The organism is Marinactinospora thermotolerans DSM 45154, from assembly GCF_900167435.1.
Classification (GTDB): domain Bacteria; phylum Actinomycetota; class Actinomycetes; order Streptosporangiales; family Streptosporangiaceae; genus Marinactinospora; species Marinactinospora thermotolerans.
The window spans coordinates 60555-76519 of sequence record NZ_FUWS01000011.1 but is presented as its reverse complement, the minus strand read 5'-3'; the positions used below and the strand labels follow the sequence as shown (position 1 = coordinate 76519).

The 15965-nt window shown below is 70.2% G+C and carries 16 protein-coding genes; 4 read left to right on the top strand and 12 right to left on the bottom strand.

All coding sequences use genetic code 11. The annotated features are described in order from the left end of the window. The 8 genes from B5D66_RS19060 to dacB form a co-directional block, all read right to left on the bottom strand. The gene (locus tag B5D66_RS19060; protein WP_078763151.1) at positions 1 to 444 is read right to left on the bottom strand and encodes a nuclear transport factor 2 family protein; all 444 of its coding nucleotides are present in this window, start codon (positions 442 to 444) and stop codon (positions 1 to 3) included. Further along, entirely contained in the window at positions 441 to 1349 is a 909-nt protein-coding gene (folP, locus tag B5D66_RS19055; protein WP_078763150.1) for a dihydropteroate synthase, read from the bottom strand. The genes B5D66_RS19060 and folP overlap by 4 nt, the downstream gene beginning before the upstream one ends. Positions 1350 to 1454: 105 nt before the next feature. Continuing rightward, positions 1455 to 2072 (bottom strand): GTP cyclohydrolase I FolE, encoded by a 618-nt coding sequence (folE, locus tag B5D66_RS19050; RefSeq protein WP_200813710.1) that lies wholly within the window; start codon positions 2070 to 2072, stop codon positions 1455 to 1457. Next, the gene (ftsH, locus tag B5D66_RS19045; RefSeq protein ID WP_078763149.1) at positions 2069 to 4099 is read right to left on the bottom strand and encodes an ATP-dependent zinc metalloprotease FtsH; all 2031 of its coding nucleotides are present in this window, start codon (positions 4097 to 4099) and stop codon (positions 2069 to 2071) included. The genes folE and ftsH overlap by 4 nt, the downstream gene beginning before the upstream one ends. A gap of 362 nt (positions 4100 to 4461) precedes the next feature. Next, positions 4462 to 5016 (bottom strand): hypoxanthine phosphoribosyltransferase, encoded by a 555-nt coding sequence (gene hpt / locus B5D66_RS19040; RefSeq protein WP_078763148.1) that lies wholly within the window; start codon positions 5014 to 5016, stop codon positions 4462 to 4464. A gap of 104 nt (positions 5017 to 5120) precedes the next feature. Beyond that, positions 5121 to 6092, bottom strand: a complete 972-nt coding sequence (gene tilS, locus B5D66_RS19035) for a tRNA lysidine(34) synthetase TilS (RefSeq protein WP_078763147.1) — start codon at positions 6090 to 6092, stop codon at positions 5121 to 5123. 75 nt (positions 6093 to 6167) lie between these two features. Further along, complete coding sequence (locus B5D66_RS19030; RefSeq protein ID WP_078763146.1) at positions 6168 to 7280, bottom strand: zinc-dependent metalloprotease; 1113 nt, start codon at positions 7278 to 7280, stop codon at positions 6168 to 6170. 94 nt (positions 7281 to 7374) lie between these two features. Next, entirely contained in the window at positions 7375 to 8739 is a 1365-nt protein-coding gene (gene dacB, locus B5D66_RS19025; RefSeq protein WP_078763145.1) for a D-alanyl-D-alanine carboxypeptidase/D-alanyl-D-alanine endopeptidase, read from the bottom strand. Positions 8740 to 8823: 84 nt separating this feature from the next. Here dacB and B5D66_RS19020 point away from each other — a divergent pair, with 84 nt between their 5' ends. Beyond that, the gene (locus tag B5D66_RS19020) at positions 8824 to 9342 is read left to right on the top strand and encodes an inorganic diphosphatase (protein WP_078763144.1); all 519 of its coding nucleotides are present in this window, start codon (positions 8824 to 8826) and stop codon (positions 9340 to 9342) included. 71 nt (positions 9343 to 9413) lie between these two features. Here the strand turns inward: B5D66_RS19020 and B5D66_RS19015 are convergent, their stop codons facing one another. Together B5D66_RS19015 and B5D66_RS19010 are read right to left on the bottom strand one after the other, a co-directional pair. Continuing rightward, positions 9414 to 10010 (bottom strand): RNA polymerase sigma factor, encoded by a 597-nt coding sequence (locus B5D66_RS19015; RefSeq protein ID WP_144390206.1) that lies wholly within the window; start codon positions 10008 to 10010, stop codon positions 9414 to 9416. Between the two features lie 170 nt (positions 10011 to 10180). After that, positions 10181 to 10774: a hypothetical protein gene (locus tag B5D66_RS19010; RefSeq protein ID WP_235001105.1), complete on the bottom strand. Its 594-nt coding sequence runs from the start codon at positions 10772 to 10774 to the stop codon at positions 10181 to 10183. Positions 10775 to 11468: 694 nt separating this feature from the next. Between B5D66_RS19010 and B5D66_RS19005 the strand changes: the two genes are divergently transcribed. Next, entirely contained in the window at positions 11469 to 12029 is a 561-nt protein-coding gene (locus B5D66_RS19005) for a hypothetical protein (protein WP_235001104.1), read from the top strand. A gap of 5 nt (positions 12030 to 12034) precedes the next feature. Here the strand turns inward: B5D66_RS19005 and B5D66_RS19000 are convergent, their stop codons facing one another. Together B5D66_RS19000 and B5D66_RS18995 are read right to left on the bottom strand one after the other, a co-directional pair. Next, positions 12035 to 12406: a hypothetical protein gene (locus B5D66_RS19000; RefSeq protein ID WP_078763141.1), complete on the bottom strand. Its 372-nt coding sequence runs from the start codon at positions 12404 to 12406 to the stop codon at positions 12035 to 12037. A gap of 146 nt (positions 12407 to 12552) precedes the next feature. Continuing rightward, positions 12553 to 12771, bottom strand: a complete 219-nt coding sequence (locus B5D66_RS18995; RefSeq protein ID WP_078763140.1) for a hypothetical protein — start codon at positions 12769 to 12771, stop codon at positions 12553 to 12555. A gap of 199 nt (positions 12772 to 12970) precedes the next feature. Between B5D66_RS18995 and B5D66_RS18990 the strand changes: the two genes are divergently transcribed. Together B5D66_RS18990 and B5D66_RS18985 are read left to right on the top strand one after the other, a co-directional pair. Beyond that, entirely contained in the window at positions 12971 to 13831 is an 861-nt protein-coding gene (locus B5D66_RS18990; RefSeq protein ID WP_078763139.1) for an exonuclease domain-containing protein, read from the top strand. Between the two features lie 284 nt (positions 13832 to 14115). After that, on the top strand, positions 14116 to 15888 hold the full coding sequence (locus B5D66_RS18985) for a BCCT family transporter (RefSeq protein ID WP_078763137.1): 1773 nt from the start codon (positions 14116 to 14118) through the stop codon (positions 15886 to 15888). Positions 15889 to 15965 lie beyond the last annotated feature (77 nt).

Genomic DNA, 15965 nt, shown 5'->3' with positions numbered 1-15965 from the left:
TCACTCCTCGTCCTCGTCGTCCTCTTCGAGCAGGACCGGGGAGGCGTGGTGGGACCACAACCGCCACCCCTGCGCGGTCCGGATGAAGAGGTTGGTGGTGACCACCTGACCGCCCGCCACGAAGCCGGGGCTGTCGTCCTCGGCGGTGAGGACGTTCTCACCGCAGGTGACCATGGCGATGTCGCCGTTGACCCCGATGTGGGTCTCGGTGAGCACGTACTGGATGTAGGGCACGTTCGCCATGATCAGCGACCAGGCGCGCAGGATCTCGGCGCGCCCGCGCAGAAGGGGCCACCCCGGGTTGACGCAGACCAGGTCCGGAGCCTGGTCCTCCTCGGCCCACACTCGGCGCATCAGGTCGATGTCACCGGTCTCGATGGCCTGGTAGAACTCGGCGTTGGCCTCGGCCACACGCTCCGCGATCTCGTGCTGGCGCGGGCTCACCGGCGGCTCCGACCACCGACGGGGTCGGCCCGTCCCTCGTCGAGCGCGGCTCCCCCGCTGCTCCAGGCGGCCGCGACCCGCACGGCGTCGGCGGTGGGGGCCACGTCGTGGACGCGGACGCACCAGGCGCCGTTGGCCGCGGCCAGGGTGGACAACGCCGCGGTGGCGGCGTCGCACTCGGTGAAGGGGCGGTCCCGGCCGTCGGCGTCGGCGAGCAGCCGGCCGAGGAAGCGCTTGCGGGAGCCCGCGATGAGCAGCGGCCGGCCCAGCTCGTGGAATCGGTCCATCTCGGCCAGCAGGGCCCAATTGTGGCCGCGGTCGGGTCTCTTGGAGAAGCCGAGACCGGGATCGAGGACGATCTGCCCCGGGTCGACCCCTTCGGCGATCATCGCCTCCATCCGTTGCCGCAGCTCCTCATGGACCTCGTGGACGACATCGGTGTAAACCGCGCGGTTCTGCATGTCGTGACTATGCCCACGCCAGTGCATCACTACATAGGCGACACCGGATTTGGCGACGAGACGGGCCATCGCCGGGTCGGCGAGGCCCCCGCTGACGTCGTTGACCAGCGCCGCCCCCGCCTCGACGGCGTGTTCGGCGACTTCGGCGCGCATGGTGTCGATGCTGACCGGAACCCCCTGACGGACGAGTTCGCGCACCACCGGGCCGATCCGGCGCAGCTCCTCGTCGCGGGAGACCCGCTGGGCCCCGGGCCGGGTGGACTCGCCGCCGACATCGATGATGTCGGCGCCCTCGTCCACCAGCCGCAGACCGTGCTCGATCGCGCGTCCGTGGTCGAACCAGTCACCGCCGTCGGAGAACGAGTCCGGGGTGACGTTGACAACCCCCATGACCAGACAGCGGCCGAGGTCGGGTAGGCCGGGAAGTTTCATCATCGACGCCATAGCAGCCACTTTATGGTTTCCTACAAGTCAGTGTGACCAGGCTTCCCAGGCAAGCAGCGCGCCCGGCCCCCTGGGGGAACCGGGCGCGTCGGTAGACGTCCGGGGCTAGTCGCGCAGGATCAGGCTCATCGCCTCGGCCCGGGTGCGATCGCGGTTGCGGAAGTCCCCTCGCACCGCCGAGGTGACCGTCTTGGCACCGGGCTTGCGCACCCCGCGCATCGTCATGCACAGGTGTTCGGCCTCGACCACCACGATGACCCCACGGGGCTCCAGGTGGGTCATGACCGCGTCGGCGACCTGGGTGGTGAGCCGCTCCTGGACCTGTGGCCGCCGGGCGTAGACGTCGACCAGCCGGGCCAGCTTGGACAGCCCGGTGATCTGCCCCTTGGCGTTGGGGATGTACCCCACGTGCGCCACCCCGTAGAAGGGGACGAGGTGGTGCTCGCAGGTGGAGTACAGCTCGATGTCCTTGACCAGGACCATCTCCTCGTGGCCGGCCTCGAACACCGTGGTGAGCACGTCCTCGGGACCCTGCCCGAGCCCGGCGAACTGCTCGGCGTAGGCGCGCGCCACCCGGGCGGGGGTGTCGCGCAGCCCGTCCCGGTCGGGGTCCTCGCCGATCGCCAGCAGGATCTCGCGGACCGCCTTCTCGATCCGGGGCTGGTCGACCTCGGTCGAGATCGGGTGCCCCAGGGTCAGGTCGTCTTCGGCGGAGTCCGTCACGGCTCCTCACCCTGTTCCGGGGCGGACTCGGCATCGGCGCCGCCCGCCCCCCCTGTCCAGGAGGAACGCCCGTTGCCCCCGCCGGTCAGTCCCTCGACGTCCTTGGGTCCCATGAGGGCGAGCTCCTTGGGCGTCAGCACCGGAGGCTTGTCCGACGGCAGACGCTTGCCATAGCCCTTGTAGGAGCCTCGCGAGGGACGCTTGGTGACCGGGGCGAAGATCTCCAGGACCTCCTCCTTGGACAGGGTCTCCTTGTCCAAGAGCCCCAGCACCAGGTTGTCCAGGACCTCGCGGTACTCGACCAGGATCTCCCAGGCCTCGTCGTGCGCGGACTCGATGAGGCGGCGCACCTCCTCGTCGATGATGGAGGCGATCTCCTCGGAGTAGTCGCGGGAGTGCGACATCTCGCGGCCCAGGAACGGCTCGGTGTTGCCGTCCCCGAACTTGCGCGCCCCCAACCGCTCGCTCATGCCGTATTCGGTGACCATGTTGCGGGCCAGCGTGGTCGCCTTGTCGATGTCGTTGGCGGCGCCGGTCGTGGGCTCGTGGAAGACGAGCTCCTCGGCGGTGCGCCCACCGAGCATCATGGCGAGCTGGTCCATCATCTCCGAGCGCGTGGTGAGGAACTTGTCCTCCATGGGCAGGGTCATGGTGTACCCCAGTGCCCGGCCACGCGGCAGGATCGTCACCTTGTGCACGGGGTCGGCGTTGGGCAGCGCGTGCGCCACCAGGGCGTGGCCGCCCTCGTGGTAGGCGATGATCTTCTTCTCGGCGTCCGACATGACCCGCGTCTTGCGCTCGGGTCCGGCCATGACGCGGTCGATGGCCTCTTCGAGGGTCGCCATGTCGATCTGGTTGCGTCCCGCGCGCGCGGTGAGCAGAGCGGCCTCGTTGATGACGTTGGCCAGGTCGGCGCCGGTGAAACCGGGGGTCCGCCGGGCGATGACGTCCATGTCGACCGCGGGGTCGATGGGCTTGCCCTTGGCGTGGACGCGCAGGATCCCCTTGCGCCCCTCCAGGTCGGGGCGGTCCACGACGATCTGCCGGTCGAAACGGCCCGGACGCAGCAGGGCGGGGTCGAGGATGTCGGGCCGGTTGGTCGCGGCGATCAGGATGACGCCGCCCTTGACGTCGAAGCCGTCCATCTCGACGAGCATCTGGTTGAGCGTCTGCTCGCGCTCGTCGTGCCCACCGCCGAGACCGGCACCACGGTGGCGGCCCACGGCGTCGATCTCGTCGATGAAGATGATCGCCGGGGCGTTCGCCTTGGCCTGCTCGAACAGGTCGCGCACCCGCGAGGCACCGACGCCGACGAACATCTCGACGAAGTCGGAACCCGAGATCGAGTAGAAGGGCACACCGGCCTCGCCCGCGACGGCGCGGGCCAGCAGGGTCTTACCGGTGCCCGGCGGGCCGTACAGGAGCACGCCCTTGGGGATCTTGGCGCCCATGGACTGGAACTTGGCCGAGTTCTGGAGGAACTCCTTGATCTCCTGAAGCTCCTCGATGGCCTCGTCGGCACCGGCCACGTCGGCGAACGTGCTCTTCGGCGTGTCCTTGGTGATCAGCTTGGCCTTGGACTTGCCGAAGTTCATCACCCTGGAGCCGCCGCCCTGCATCTGGTTCATGATGAACAGGAAGATGGCGATGATGATGATCATCGGCAGGAAGCTGAACAGGAGCGAGACGAGGACGCTGTCCTGCGGGACGTCGACGTCGTAGCCCTTGAGGTTGCCGTCCTCGAGGTTGGACTGAAGCTGCTGGGCGAGCTCCTGGCCCTGGCCGTCGACCCAGTACGCCTCGTAGACCTCACCGTCGGTGGTCGTCAGCTCGATCCGCTGTTCCTTGTCGACGATCTGGGCGTCTCTGACCTGGTCCTGCTGGATCAGGGAGAAGACCCTGGACGTGTCGACCTTGACGGGTGCGGACGAGCCCCCCACGCCCGAGAAGTTGAATACGACAATGATCATGAGGGCGATGGCCAGAAGCCAGAGCCACGGCCCACGGTACAAACGCTTGAGATTCATCTATGCGGAACCCCGCTGGGTCCGTCCCTCCTGACCAGGCGGTCTGCCCCGGGAGCCGTGGAGGGACCGACCGGAAGAACAGGCGGACCGGCGCTCGCATCGGCGCCGGAACTCCACCGCCCCACCGAAGGGCCTCTTCATGGCCACCGGAAGCGGGACCTATCGGACATGTGCTCCCTACAATGATGCCGGGATAACCGACGGTACACCCCTGCAACGGGCCGTCGCATGTACGCGCGGGCCGTCCGTCGTGGTAATCCGTCAAGAGACCAACGCTCACGGACGGCCCGGTTGTTCCCGGCGGGTGGGGTAACGCGGCCCGCTCACGGCTGTGCGGGGGCGCACCCGCCCACGTCAGGGAGTCAGCCCTGGTACATGTGCGGCGCCAACGTGCCGATGAACGGCAGGTTGCGGTACTTCTCGGCGTAGTCCAGCCCATAGCCGACGATGAACTCGTTCGGCAGGTCGAACCCGATGTACTTGACGTCGAGGTCGACGTCGAAGGCCAGCGGCTTGCGCACCATCGTGCAGATCTCGACCGAGGCCGGGCCACGGGACTTCAGGTTGCCCACGAGCCACGACAGGGTCAGCCCGGAGTCGATGACGTCCTCGACGATCAGGACGTTGCGGTCCTTGATGTCGGTGTCGAGGTCCTTGAGGATGCGCACCACGCCGGAGGAGGTCGTGCCCGCCCCGTAGGAGGAGACAGCCATCCAGTCCATCTCACAGGGGTGGTGCAGTTCGCGGGCCAGGTCGGCCATCACCATGACGGCGCCTTTGAGGACGCCGACGAGCAGCAGGTCCTTACCGGCGTAGTCGGCGTCGATCTCGGCGGCCAGCTCTGCGTTCCTGGCCTTGATCTGCTCTTCGGTGACCAGGACCTTCTCAAGGCCGTCGCCCATGTCTTTCGCGTCCACGCTTCAGTGTCCTCGCTGCTCAGCTCGCGGTTGCTGGAACGCCAACCAGGATAAAGGGCCTAAACCGCTGTCCAGGTGGAGGACCCGCTCACGCCCCACGTGGTTCACCCGTGGAACCGGATCCGGCCCTCGACGCGCCGCCCCGCCACCCCGCCCGGCAGATCGACGTGGGCCTGTCCCCGCCAGCGCGTCACCAGGCGTTCCAGTCCGGCGACGTGGCCCGCGGTGAGCGCGCCGGCCGGGCAGCCGGCCGCTATCGCCGCTCGGCGCAGCACCCGGGTACGGATCGCGCGTGGCAGGTCGGCCAGGACCTTCACGTCGAGCCCTTCCCCCGGCGCCTCGGCGTCGCGGGCCGCCTGTTCGGCCCAGGAGTCGAGCGCGTCGGCGTCGTCGCGCAACAGCGACGCGGTGCGCGCGAGCGCGGCGGCGATCCCGGGCCCCAGGGTCCGCTCCAGCGCGGGCAGCGCGTCGTGGCGGACCCGCGACCGGGCGTAGGAGGGATCGCTGTTGTGCGGGTCGATCCACGGCCTGAACCCCATCTCGGTCGCCGCGGTGTGCACCGTGGCGCGGTCCAGCTCCAGCAGGGGGCGCAGGTAGCGACCGGAGCTCGGGGCCATGCCGGCCAGCGACCGGGCCCCCGACCCCCGGGCCAGACGCAGCAGCACGGTCTCGGCCTGGTCGTCGCGGGTGTGGCCGAGCAGGACCGCCGCCGCGCGGTGGCGGTCGGCCGCGGTCTCCAGGGCGGCGTAACGAGCGGTACGCGCGGCCCCTTCGGGCCCGCCCCGCGCGGCCACGGTCACCGCGACGTCCTCGACCGGGTCCAGGCCGAGGCCGCGGAGCGTGGCCGCGACCTGCGCGGCGCGCTCGGCCGAGCCCGGTTGCAGCCCGTGGTCGACGGTGACGCCGCCCGCGCGCAACCCGGCGCGCGGCGCGACGAACGCGGTCGCCGCGGCGAGCGCGAGGGAGTCGGGCCCCCCGCTACAGGCGACCAGGACCAGGTCGCCGGCCTCCAGGTCGGCGAGGGCGCGGCGCACCGCGACGCGCACCGCCGCGACGGCGGGTGGAGGTCCGGTCATCGTCTCCTCGAAGAGATCCGGTCGGCGCCGGAAGGGGCCGCCCGGTCCGGACACCGGGCATGGCCGTGGCGGTGATCAGGGGGCGGGGTCGGTGTCGGGCTCGGCGGGCGGCAGGGGTGCGGCGGGCTGGAGCACGCGGCTGATCCACGCCTCGGGGGCGCGGATCTCCTGGAGGGTGGGCAGTGTCTCGGGGGACTCCCACACCCGGTTGAAGTCGGCCATCCCCACCCGGGCGACGACCGCGCGGACGAAGGCCGCGCCCTCCTCGTACTGCTTCATCTTCAGGTCGAGGCCGAGGAGCTGGCGGATGATCCGGTCGACGGTGCCGACACCCTCGCGGCGGCGCTGGAACCGTCTGCGGATCTCGGCGACACTGGGCACCACCTCGGGACCGACCGCGTCCATGACGTAGTCGCCGTGTCCCTCGGCCAGGGTCATCACCGCGGTGACGCGGTCGAGGATCTCGCTCTGTTCCGGCGTCTGGAAGGCGTCGATGAGGTTGGCCTCACCACCGCGCACCACCTCGGCCACCGCCTCGCCCGCGGCGCGCAGCCGGTCGAGGAACGCCGAGGCGTCGAGGTCGGAGGCGAGCAGGAAGTCGCGCATGCTCTCCTGCACGTAGTCACGCAACCAGGGGGTGGAGGTGAACTGGGTGCGGTGGGTCTCCTCGTGCAGGCACACCCACATGCGGAAATCGCGGGGATCGACGTCGAGCTCGCGTTCGGCCTGCACGATGTTGGGGGCGACCAGCGTCAGGCGGCCCGTGGGGGCGTTCCCCTCGGGGTCGGGCGGCAGGAACAGTTCGTACTGGCCGAGGACCCGGCCGGCCAGGTAGGACAGCACGGCGCCGAGCTGCACACCGGTGACCCGGGATCCCACGGCGGTGGCCAGGGAGCCGCCGGCGGCCCCGGGCCGGGTGGCGGCCAGACGTTCCAGGATGGGTTCGAGCACGACGCGGAACCCGTCGACGTTGGCCCTGATCCAACCGGGACGGTCGACGATGACCGCCGGGCCTGCGGGTTCGAGGCTGTGCATATCGGTGAACTCGCGCACGTGGCGCTGCGCCGTGACCGACAGCTCGCGGAGCTGTAGCACGGCCGCGCGGGCCTCGTCGAGTTCGACCTGCGGACCGGGCCGCACAAGGCGGACACCGGTATTGACGGCTACGTCCCAGTCGATGAAACTCACGATTTTCACAGTACCCACTGGTCCGTTTCCCCATTGGTCTCCACCGGAATCTCGGGGTTTCCTCAGGGGCTCCCCGCAGGGGCCGCGCCCGCCGTCACGAGCAGCCGCACTCCGCGAGCGTCGCCGCCAACGTGTCGAGCGCGCCGCCCGTGGCCGCGGGGTCGTTGGCCATGAAGGCGAACACCAGCAGCCGGCCATCGGCGTCGTGGGCCAGGCCGGCCAGCGTGCTGACACCGTTGAGCGTGCCCGTCTTGGCCCGCACCAGACCGGCGCCGGCCTCCGCGCCGCTGTACTCGGAGTAGCGGTCGGAGAGCGTGCCGCTGAAATTGGCGGTGGGCAGGCCGCTGAGCACGTAGTGCAGGTCGGGCCGTTGCGGGTCGGAGGACAGGAGGAGCAGGTCCACGAGCGCCCGGGGGGTGATGCGGTTCTTGACCGACAGCCCGCTGCCGTCCTCGACGTGCACACCCGGTACGCCCAGTTCCTCCAGCACCGCGTGGGTGGCCGTGGCGGCCCCGGCGAAGGACGGCTCCTCGCCACGGGCGATCGCGACCTGGCGGGCCAGCGCTTCGGCGATGTTGTTGTCGCTGCGCAGCATCATCATCTCGACGAGCGCGGAGATCGGGGCCGAGTCGACGGAGGCGAGTTCCTCCGCCTGGTCGGGAGCCCGCTCCTCGGCCGGCCTGCCCTCGACGTCGACGCCGAACCGCCGGAGCTGCCGCGCGAACGCCTCGGCCGCGGCCAACGGCGGGTCGGAGACCCGTTCGCTGTAGGACTCCTCGCGGTGGACACGCCCACCGTCGAGCATGAGCGCGTGGACCGCCGCGGTGCTGCCCTCGTCGATGTAGCCCTGCTTCCAGCCCGGGGCGAGGGCCGAGCCTGGGTAGAGGGAGTCGTCGTAGCCCAGCCGGACGGAGGTGATGCCATCGGCCTTGAGGGCCGCCGCGGTCTCCTCCGCGAGTTCCTGCATCGTGGGCAGGCGTGGATAGGTGCCCGCGCGGACGACCTCGGTGAGGGTCGGATCGCCCCCGCCGACCAGGATGACGTCGCCGGTCGCGGGTCCGCGCACGACACTCGTGGTGATCCGCTCGTCGGGGCCGAGTTCGTGCAGGACGGCGACGGAGGTGACGATCTTGGTCGTGGAGGCCGGGGTCGCGCCCTCGTCCTCTTCCAGGGCGTACAGCCGCTCACCGGTGACCGCGTCGGCGACGTAGGCCGAGAGCCCCTCGGTGAGCCCGGAAGCCGACATGGGATCATCGAGCTTGTCCGCGAGCCGTGCCGGATCGACCGGGGGGGCGTCCGACTCCGCCGCGGCGGGCGCCTGTTCGGCGTGCGCGACAGGGTAAGGCATGGTCTCCGGTGGCCGTGACCCGGTCACGTCCCAGGCGACCACGCCTGTGACCAGGACGAATATGTTGAGCAGGGCCAAGGTGAGGAGAGCCTGGGCTCGATCGTGCCGCACCCCCGGTACCTGCCTTCCTTTGGCAATCGCGAGAACCTGACAACCGACGTAGCGACACTAGTCGCAAGGGAAGCCGAGAACAGCATGGAATTCGACGTAACGATCGAGATCCCCAAGGGTGAGCGAAACAAGTATGAGATGGACCACGAGACAGGCCGGATCCGCCTGGATCGGATGCTGTTCACCTCGACCAGCTACCCCGCTGACTACGGGTTCATCGAGGGGACGCTGGGGGACGACGGCGACCCGCTCGACGCTCTGGTGCTCCTCAAGCACCCCACCTTCCCCGGTTGCCTGATCCGCTGCCGCGCCATCGGCATGTTCCGGATGCGCGACGAGGCGGGCGGGGACGACAAGGTGCTGTGCGTGCCGTCCACCGACCCCCGCATGGAACACCTGCGTGATATTCACCACGTCAACGAGTTCGAGCGGCTGGAGATCCAGCACTTCTTCACGGTCTACAAGGACCTGGAGCCGGGCAAGTCGGTCGAAGGCGCCACCTGGGTGGGCCGGCACGACGCCGAGGAGGAGATCAAGGCGTCGATCAAGCGTGCCGAGGAGGCCGGTGTGCACGGCGACACCACGCACATCAAGATCGACTAGGGGTGTCGCGGGGACGTCCGGGGGCGGTGCGGGCCATCACGCACCGGCTCCGGACCTCCCCGGTCTCGTCGTCATCCCGCGGTGTGGGGCGGCCGGGTCATCCAGGCCGTGAGGGGCTGTGAGGAGAGTCCGGCCATCTCGATGACGACCAGCGCGGTCAGCGCCAACGCGCAGGCCACGATGATGAGGCCGGGAAGCAGGTAGGAACTGGGAGGGACCGGGCGCTGGCAGCGGGGCGGGAGCGGAAAACCCGCCCGGTCGAAGCGGTCGGCGCGCCGGGCGACACGCGCGTGGTAGGCCGCGAGCTCGGGGGCGGTGGCCCCGGTGAGCACGCGGACACGCAGCGACGCGACCGGAAAGACGGTCTGATCCTCCTCCCATCGGGGGGTGTCGGCGGCCTCGACCGCGGCCCTCAGGCGTTCGCATTCGGTGTCGGCGATGGCGGAGAGCCATTCCGCGAGCCGGCGCGGATCGCCCAACTGATCGATATGGGCGCGCGCTACGACGAAGGTGTCCCTGAGCGCGGTGACCGCCGCCCCGTGATCCCCCAACATCGACCGACAACGCCGGTACAGCCGCGCACCGTGTGCGTCGAAGAGCAGTCCGCAGGCCCGCGCGGCGGAGACGTCCCCTGAACGCAGGGCGCTGACCAGTTCCCGGTCCCTCATGATCATGGAATCTACGGTTATCCGGGCGCCAAGGACACTGTTTTCAACGATAAAACATCGTTAATGCTGCAAATCATGGGATCGGCGCTGTTTCACGTCCCATCCGCAGATTCTCGGAAGGATCCGGAGGATTATGAAAATAATTCGTAATTCTCGGGAGAACCGCGTCGTCACAGCTCCGGGGACCGTTCGCTCGCCCCCCTCGCGATCGCCTCGACCTCCTCTTCGTCGAGCACCCGCGGCCGGCCCAGAATGTGACGTACCGCGGCGCGCGGACGGGCCACGACCACCGTTCCCGAGCGCATCACCGGCTCGGGCAGCGGGCCGGCCACCGTGATGAGCGGCACCACCGAAACGCCAGCCCACATGTCGGGGAGTCCCAGCAGCCGTTCGATCCGGGCCGCGTGGGCGGCGATGCGCTCCACGGCGCGCTCGGCCGGTTCGGCGCCGATCCACCAATTGCCTTCGCCCCGGGACAGGGCGTGCCGCCAGACGCGCGTCTCCAACAGGTAGACGCCCCCGGGACCGACCGCGAGATGGCGCGCCATGCCGCCCGGGATGACGTGGTAACCGCGGCGCTGGAGACCGCGCAGCAGCCGGCCACGCCCATAGGGCGCCCGCAGGCGGGGCGCCACCGTGGCGAGCAGCACGTAGGTGAGGGCGACCAGGGTCGCCACCAGCAGACCGGCCCGCCAGCCGAGGAACCCGCCGGCCATGACCCCGGCGGCGAGGACGACGAGCGCACGGGCTCCCAGGAGCGTCAACCACGCCGCCGCCGAGTCGGACCCAGAGGTCCGTTCCCCCGACCTTTCGACGGAGCCCGGCTCGCCCTCCCCCACCTGACACCTCCGGCACACCACGTTCAACGGCTGATGGGGATCCGTGTCCCTCCCCGCCTGTCGGGCCTCCCCGTCACCGGCGTCCCCGCTAAGGGCTCGCCTCAGAGGGGCCGGGCCTTCGGCAGTCCTTTATGCCATCACCGAATGCATCGGAATCGCAATCTGTCCACCGAAAAACCGGCCTGTCCGCATCAATGATTCTGGACCGGGCGAACCAGACGTCCTCACCCGGACACCACCGACCGGAGGGGTGATACAGGCGACACACCGCTCCCGGGGAACCGCTTGACATCGACTCCCCCGGTTGGTCTGCTTACAAACATGCACTCGCGCACCTCTCCGGTCCGGCCGGTCATGGCACGCAAGGCCCCCGTGGCCTTCCGCCGTGTGGCCAGCGCGTTGTGTCCGCTTCCTTCGTGTAGCCGCTGACCGCGGTCTCTGCCGTCACGCGCCCTCCCCGGACGGGGGACTACCGCGCGTGACCGATCCTCACGGTCGTCTCTTTCCCGGTCCCCCGTGCGATACGCGCACCGGTGCGTCCGGACCGACGCCTGACCTCTTCTCGGCTTCAGCCCGTGCACGCGCCGCTCGCGCGCCCTCACCACGAAGGTCCCTTTCGATGTCCTACGACGTCTCCGGCCACACGCGCCCCCAGTCCGTTCCCGCCCGCTCGGCCATCGCCCTGGCCCCGGCCCCCACGGCCGCCGACCTGTCCGCCTCGCTCGCCGGGATCGGCGACATCTCGATGGCGGGCCACCGCAGCGGCTACGCCCACCTGGACACCCGGCCCTCCCCCACGGTCGGACGGCTGTCCGCCGCCGCGCGCGGCGCCGCCGAAGCGCTGTCCCGGCCGAGCCTGTGGCCACGGCGCCGCGGCGTCTGGCAGCCGGCCCCGCGCACCGTCCGGCGGCGGGCCGACGGGCGGATGCGAGTCGCGGTCGTGACCCTGGACCCTGACCAGTTCGTCTCGCTGCCCGCCGCGCGCGACCGTTCGGCCTCGGCCGAGGTGCTCCACCTGGTCCACGGCCGGGCGCACACCGTGGCCACCTCCGAGGACGGCCGGATGCTGGCGGTGCAGCGGCTCGGCGACGGCCGGATCCGGGTGCTGGGCACCGCGGAGGGGCACCAGCTCGTCAACACCGGCACCGAGACCGCCGTCGTGGTGCGGGTGAGCGGCTGAGCCCATCACTCCTCCGGTCGCGTGGCCGCCCCACGCAGCGCCTCGTCCACGAGGTCGACGGCGCGCAACGTGGCGGCCGCGCGCCTTCCCTCCTCGAGGTAGGCGTTCATGACCTGGTCGAGGGCGTGCGGCGGCAGGTAGTCGCGCAGGTCCAGGCGTAACGTGCGATACCCCTGGCGCGCCCCCTCCAGGCATCCGGCGACGTGGTGACGGACCAGTCGGGCCAGCGCGACGGGATGGCGCCGCAGCACGCCGTGCAACCGGTAATCCGCGGGAACCTGGTCGAACAGCCAGACGACCGCGGTCTGCTCGAACGTCTCGGCTCCGGGCGGGTGCACGCCCGCCGGCCAATCCGGGGACAACTGCTGGTCGGCCATGGGGACAGCATAACCCGCGCATTCGAACACGGGTTCGAACCGTCCACATGGCGCGTCTCCCTCCGGGCCCGAGAGGGGCGGGCCGGACGATCAGAATCCGGGCGTCCCGGGGCCCTGACGGCCACGGCCGGCCCCGTCGGCACGGCTCAGCCGATCCGCCCCTCGGGCGCGCTCCCCTTCGCGTCCTCGTCCTTGCGTCGCTCCAGCTCGACCCGGATCGCGTTCTCCGCCGCGTCCACCGCGGCGCGCGCGGTGATGGCGTTGGTGTGGGCCCGCTCCAGCTCCTCAAGGGCGATGCAGTCGAACGACACCCGCGCGTCGTGGATCGCCGCTTCGAGCTGGCGCGCCGCCTCGTCAAGACTCATGGCCGTCTCCTTCTCCGCTGTCCCGCCACGTACCGCGGGAGGGTCCGTCCCCTGCGTCGAGGGACGACCTCCGCGCCACGGTTGTGTACCCGTGTGGGTCCTACCCCATGTCCGGGGAGTATGTACGTGTGCGCCGAAGGCCCACGTCCACCGCCCCTCGCCGCTTACCATTGCGGTGGCCGCGAAGAGGGGGAACCGCATGCGCAACCGTTATCCCGGAGCCTGCCGGACCTGTGGCGTCAAGGTGGCGGCCGGAGCCGGTACCGCGACCCGGGGCGATGGACGCTGGTACGTCCACTGCGCCGAACACGTCCCCGCCGCCGCGCCCGCCGCGCCTCCACCGCCGCGCGGCGACCATCCCGGCTGGCACACCTCGCTCCTGGCCGGCTACGACTGCGAGACCTCCGGCCGCGATCCGCGCTCGGCCTTCCTCGTTTCCGCCGCGCTGGTCGACACCCGGGGCGAACAGCGGAGCTGGCTGGTGGACCCCGGCGAGCGGGAGATCCCCCCGGCGGCCGTGGCGGTCCACGGCATCACCACCGAGCGCGCCCGGGCCGAGGGAGTCCCCGCCGAGCAGGCCCTCGACGAGATCGCCGAGGCCCTCTCCGCACACCTGGCCGCGGGGCGCGGACTGGTCGTCTTCAACGCGCCGTTCGACCTGACCGTCCTCGACGCGGAACTCGCCCGACGGGGTATGAAATCCCTCACGGAACGGGTGGGACACCCTCCTTCCCCCATTATCGACCCGCTCGTGATCGACCGCGGCCTCGACCCGCACCGCGGTGGCCCGCGCACCCTCGGCGCGATGTGCGCCTTCTACGGGTTCGAGGTGGCCGGCGCGCACACCGCGAACGGCGACGCCACAGCATGTCTGGAGCTCGCGCGCGAACTCGGCGCCCGCTATCCGGAGATCGCCTCCGACTCCCTGGAGGAGCTGCACGAACGGCAGGTGGAGTGGGCCTCCGCCTACGCGCGGCAACGGCGCGGGAGAAGGGACAGACCCCAGAGCGACGCCGGCCGCGGGGAGTGGCCCGTCCCCTTCCCCATCGAAGGCGGATAACGTAAGGTGACCGTTTTGTCCACGCCGCCAGCTCGATGGATGACATTGCGTGCCGCTTTCGCCACGACCCGGAGGGATCGGAGACGGCCCCGGGAAGACGAATGTTCATCCTGGCCCCGAATGGGTACAAGGCGTCTGCCCTGACGGAACCGCGCACGGCTATGGCCTCCGCGAAGTGCGAAGACCCCCGACGCCGGGGCCGCGATACGGGCTGGCGAAGAACAACGGCCTGAGAGGAGGCGGCGCCCGACGCGCCGATCACCGTGGCGGTAGACAACGGACATATGCGACCGGACGACCAATCCGGTTCTACCGAGAGCACCGGATCCACGTCCGGTGAGCTGTACACAACCGAGGACCTGCTGTGGGAACCCCCGCAGACGACCAAGGCCGACCGCGCGCCGAAGACCGACTGGGTGGTGTTCGGGGTCGCCGGAGCGCTGACCCTCGCCTTCGTCGCGTGGGGCGCGCTGTCCTCCGAGTCTCTGGGGAACGTCGCGGGAGCGGCTCTCGGCGGCCTGATCCACTACGGCGGCTGGGGCTTCGTCCTCGCCGCCTCGGCCTTCGTCTTCCTCGCCCTGTGGCTCGCCTTCAGCAAGTACGGCAACATCACTCTGGGCCGCGACGACGAGCCCCCCCAGTACAAGACCCTGTCGTGGATCGCCATGCTGTTCGCCACCGGCATGGGCATCGGCCTGATGTTCTACGGCGTGAGTGAGCCCCTGGCCCACTTCACGGCCTCTCCCCCCGGAATGGAGGGAAGCAACCCCGCGACCACCGCGATGGCCACCACCCTGTTCCACTGGACGCTGCACCCGTGGGCGATCTACGCCGTGGTGGGCCTGGCCATCGCCTACGGCACCTACCGGCGCGGCCGCCGCCAGCTGATCAGCGCCGCGTTCATCCCGCTGATCGGGGAGAAGGCGGCGAACGGCCCCATCGGCCGCCTCATCGACGTGCTCGCGATCTTCGCGACGCTGTTCGGTTCGGCCTGCTCGCTGGGCCTGGGCGCGTTGCAGATCGCCGGCGGCCTCCAGGAACTGGGCTGGGTGAGCACGATCGGGATCGGCCTGCTCATCGGCATCATCGCCGCCCTGATGGTGTGCTTCGTCCTGTCGGCCGTGTCCGGCATCGACAAGGGCATCCAGTGGCTGTCCAACATCAACATGGGGATGGCCGCCCTGTTGCTGCTGTTCCTGCTGATCACCGGCCCCACCGTCTACATCCTGGACATGATCCCCACGTCGCTGGGGACCTACTTCCAGGACTTCTTCGCCATGGCGGCCCGGACCGAGGCCTCCGGCGGCGAGGGGACCGGCGACTGGCTCGGCGGCTGGACGATCTTCTACTGGGCCTGGTGGATCTCCTGGACGCCGTTCGTCGGCATGTTCATCGGCAAGATCAGCCGCGGCCGCACCATCCGTCAGTTCGTCTCCGGCGTGATCCTGGTGCCCAGCGCCGTCAGTCTCGTGTGGTTCGCGATCCTCGGCGGCACCGCGATCGACCTCCAGTCCTCCGGCGTCGACCTCGCCGGGCAGGCCAGCGCGGAGGCGCAGCTGTACGGGCTGTTGCAGAACTTCCCGTGGGCCACCGCGGTCAGCGTGCTCGTGGCGCTGCTCGTCGCCATCTTCTTCATCACCGGGGCGGACTCCGCGTCGATCGTCATGGGCACCCTGTCCCAGCGCGGCGCGAACGACCCGAAGCGGGCGATGACCGTGTTCTGGGGCATCCTCATCGCCGCGGTCGCCGCGATCATGCTGCTGGTCGGCGGGACCGACGGCGACGCGCTCGACGGTCTGCAGAACCTCACGATCCTGGTCGCCGCGCCCTGGACGCTGGTGATGATCCTGTTGTGCGCCGCCCTGGTGAAGGACCTCCAGCGCGACCCGTTGATCGTCCGCTCCCACAAGGCGCGCGAACTCGTCACGGCGGCCGTGGTCACCGGCGCGCAGGAGTACGACGGCGACTTCCAGATCGAGATCTCGCCGATCGACGACGAGCCCGACACCCCCGACGCCGCCCCTCACGTGGTCGTCCGCAAGAAGGACGATCACTAGGCGTTCGCTCCGAAATGTCGTGTTCGAAGGGGGTCCGCTCCGGCGGGCCCCCTTCGCCGCTTCCCACAGCCGCATGG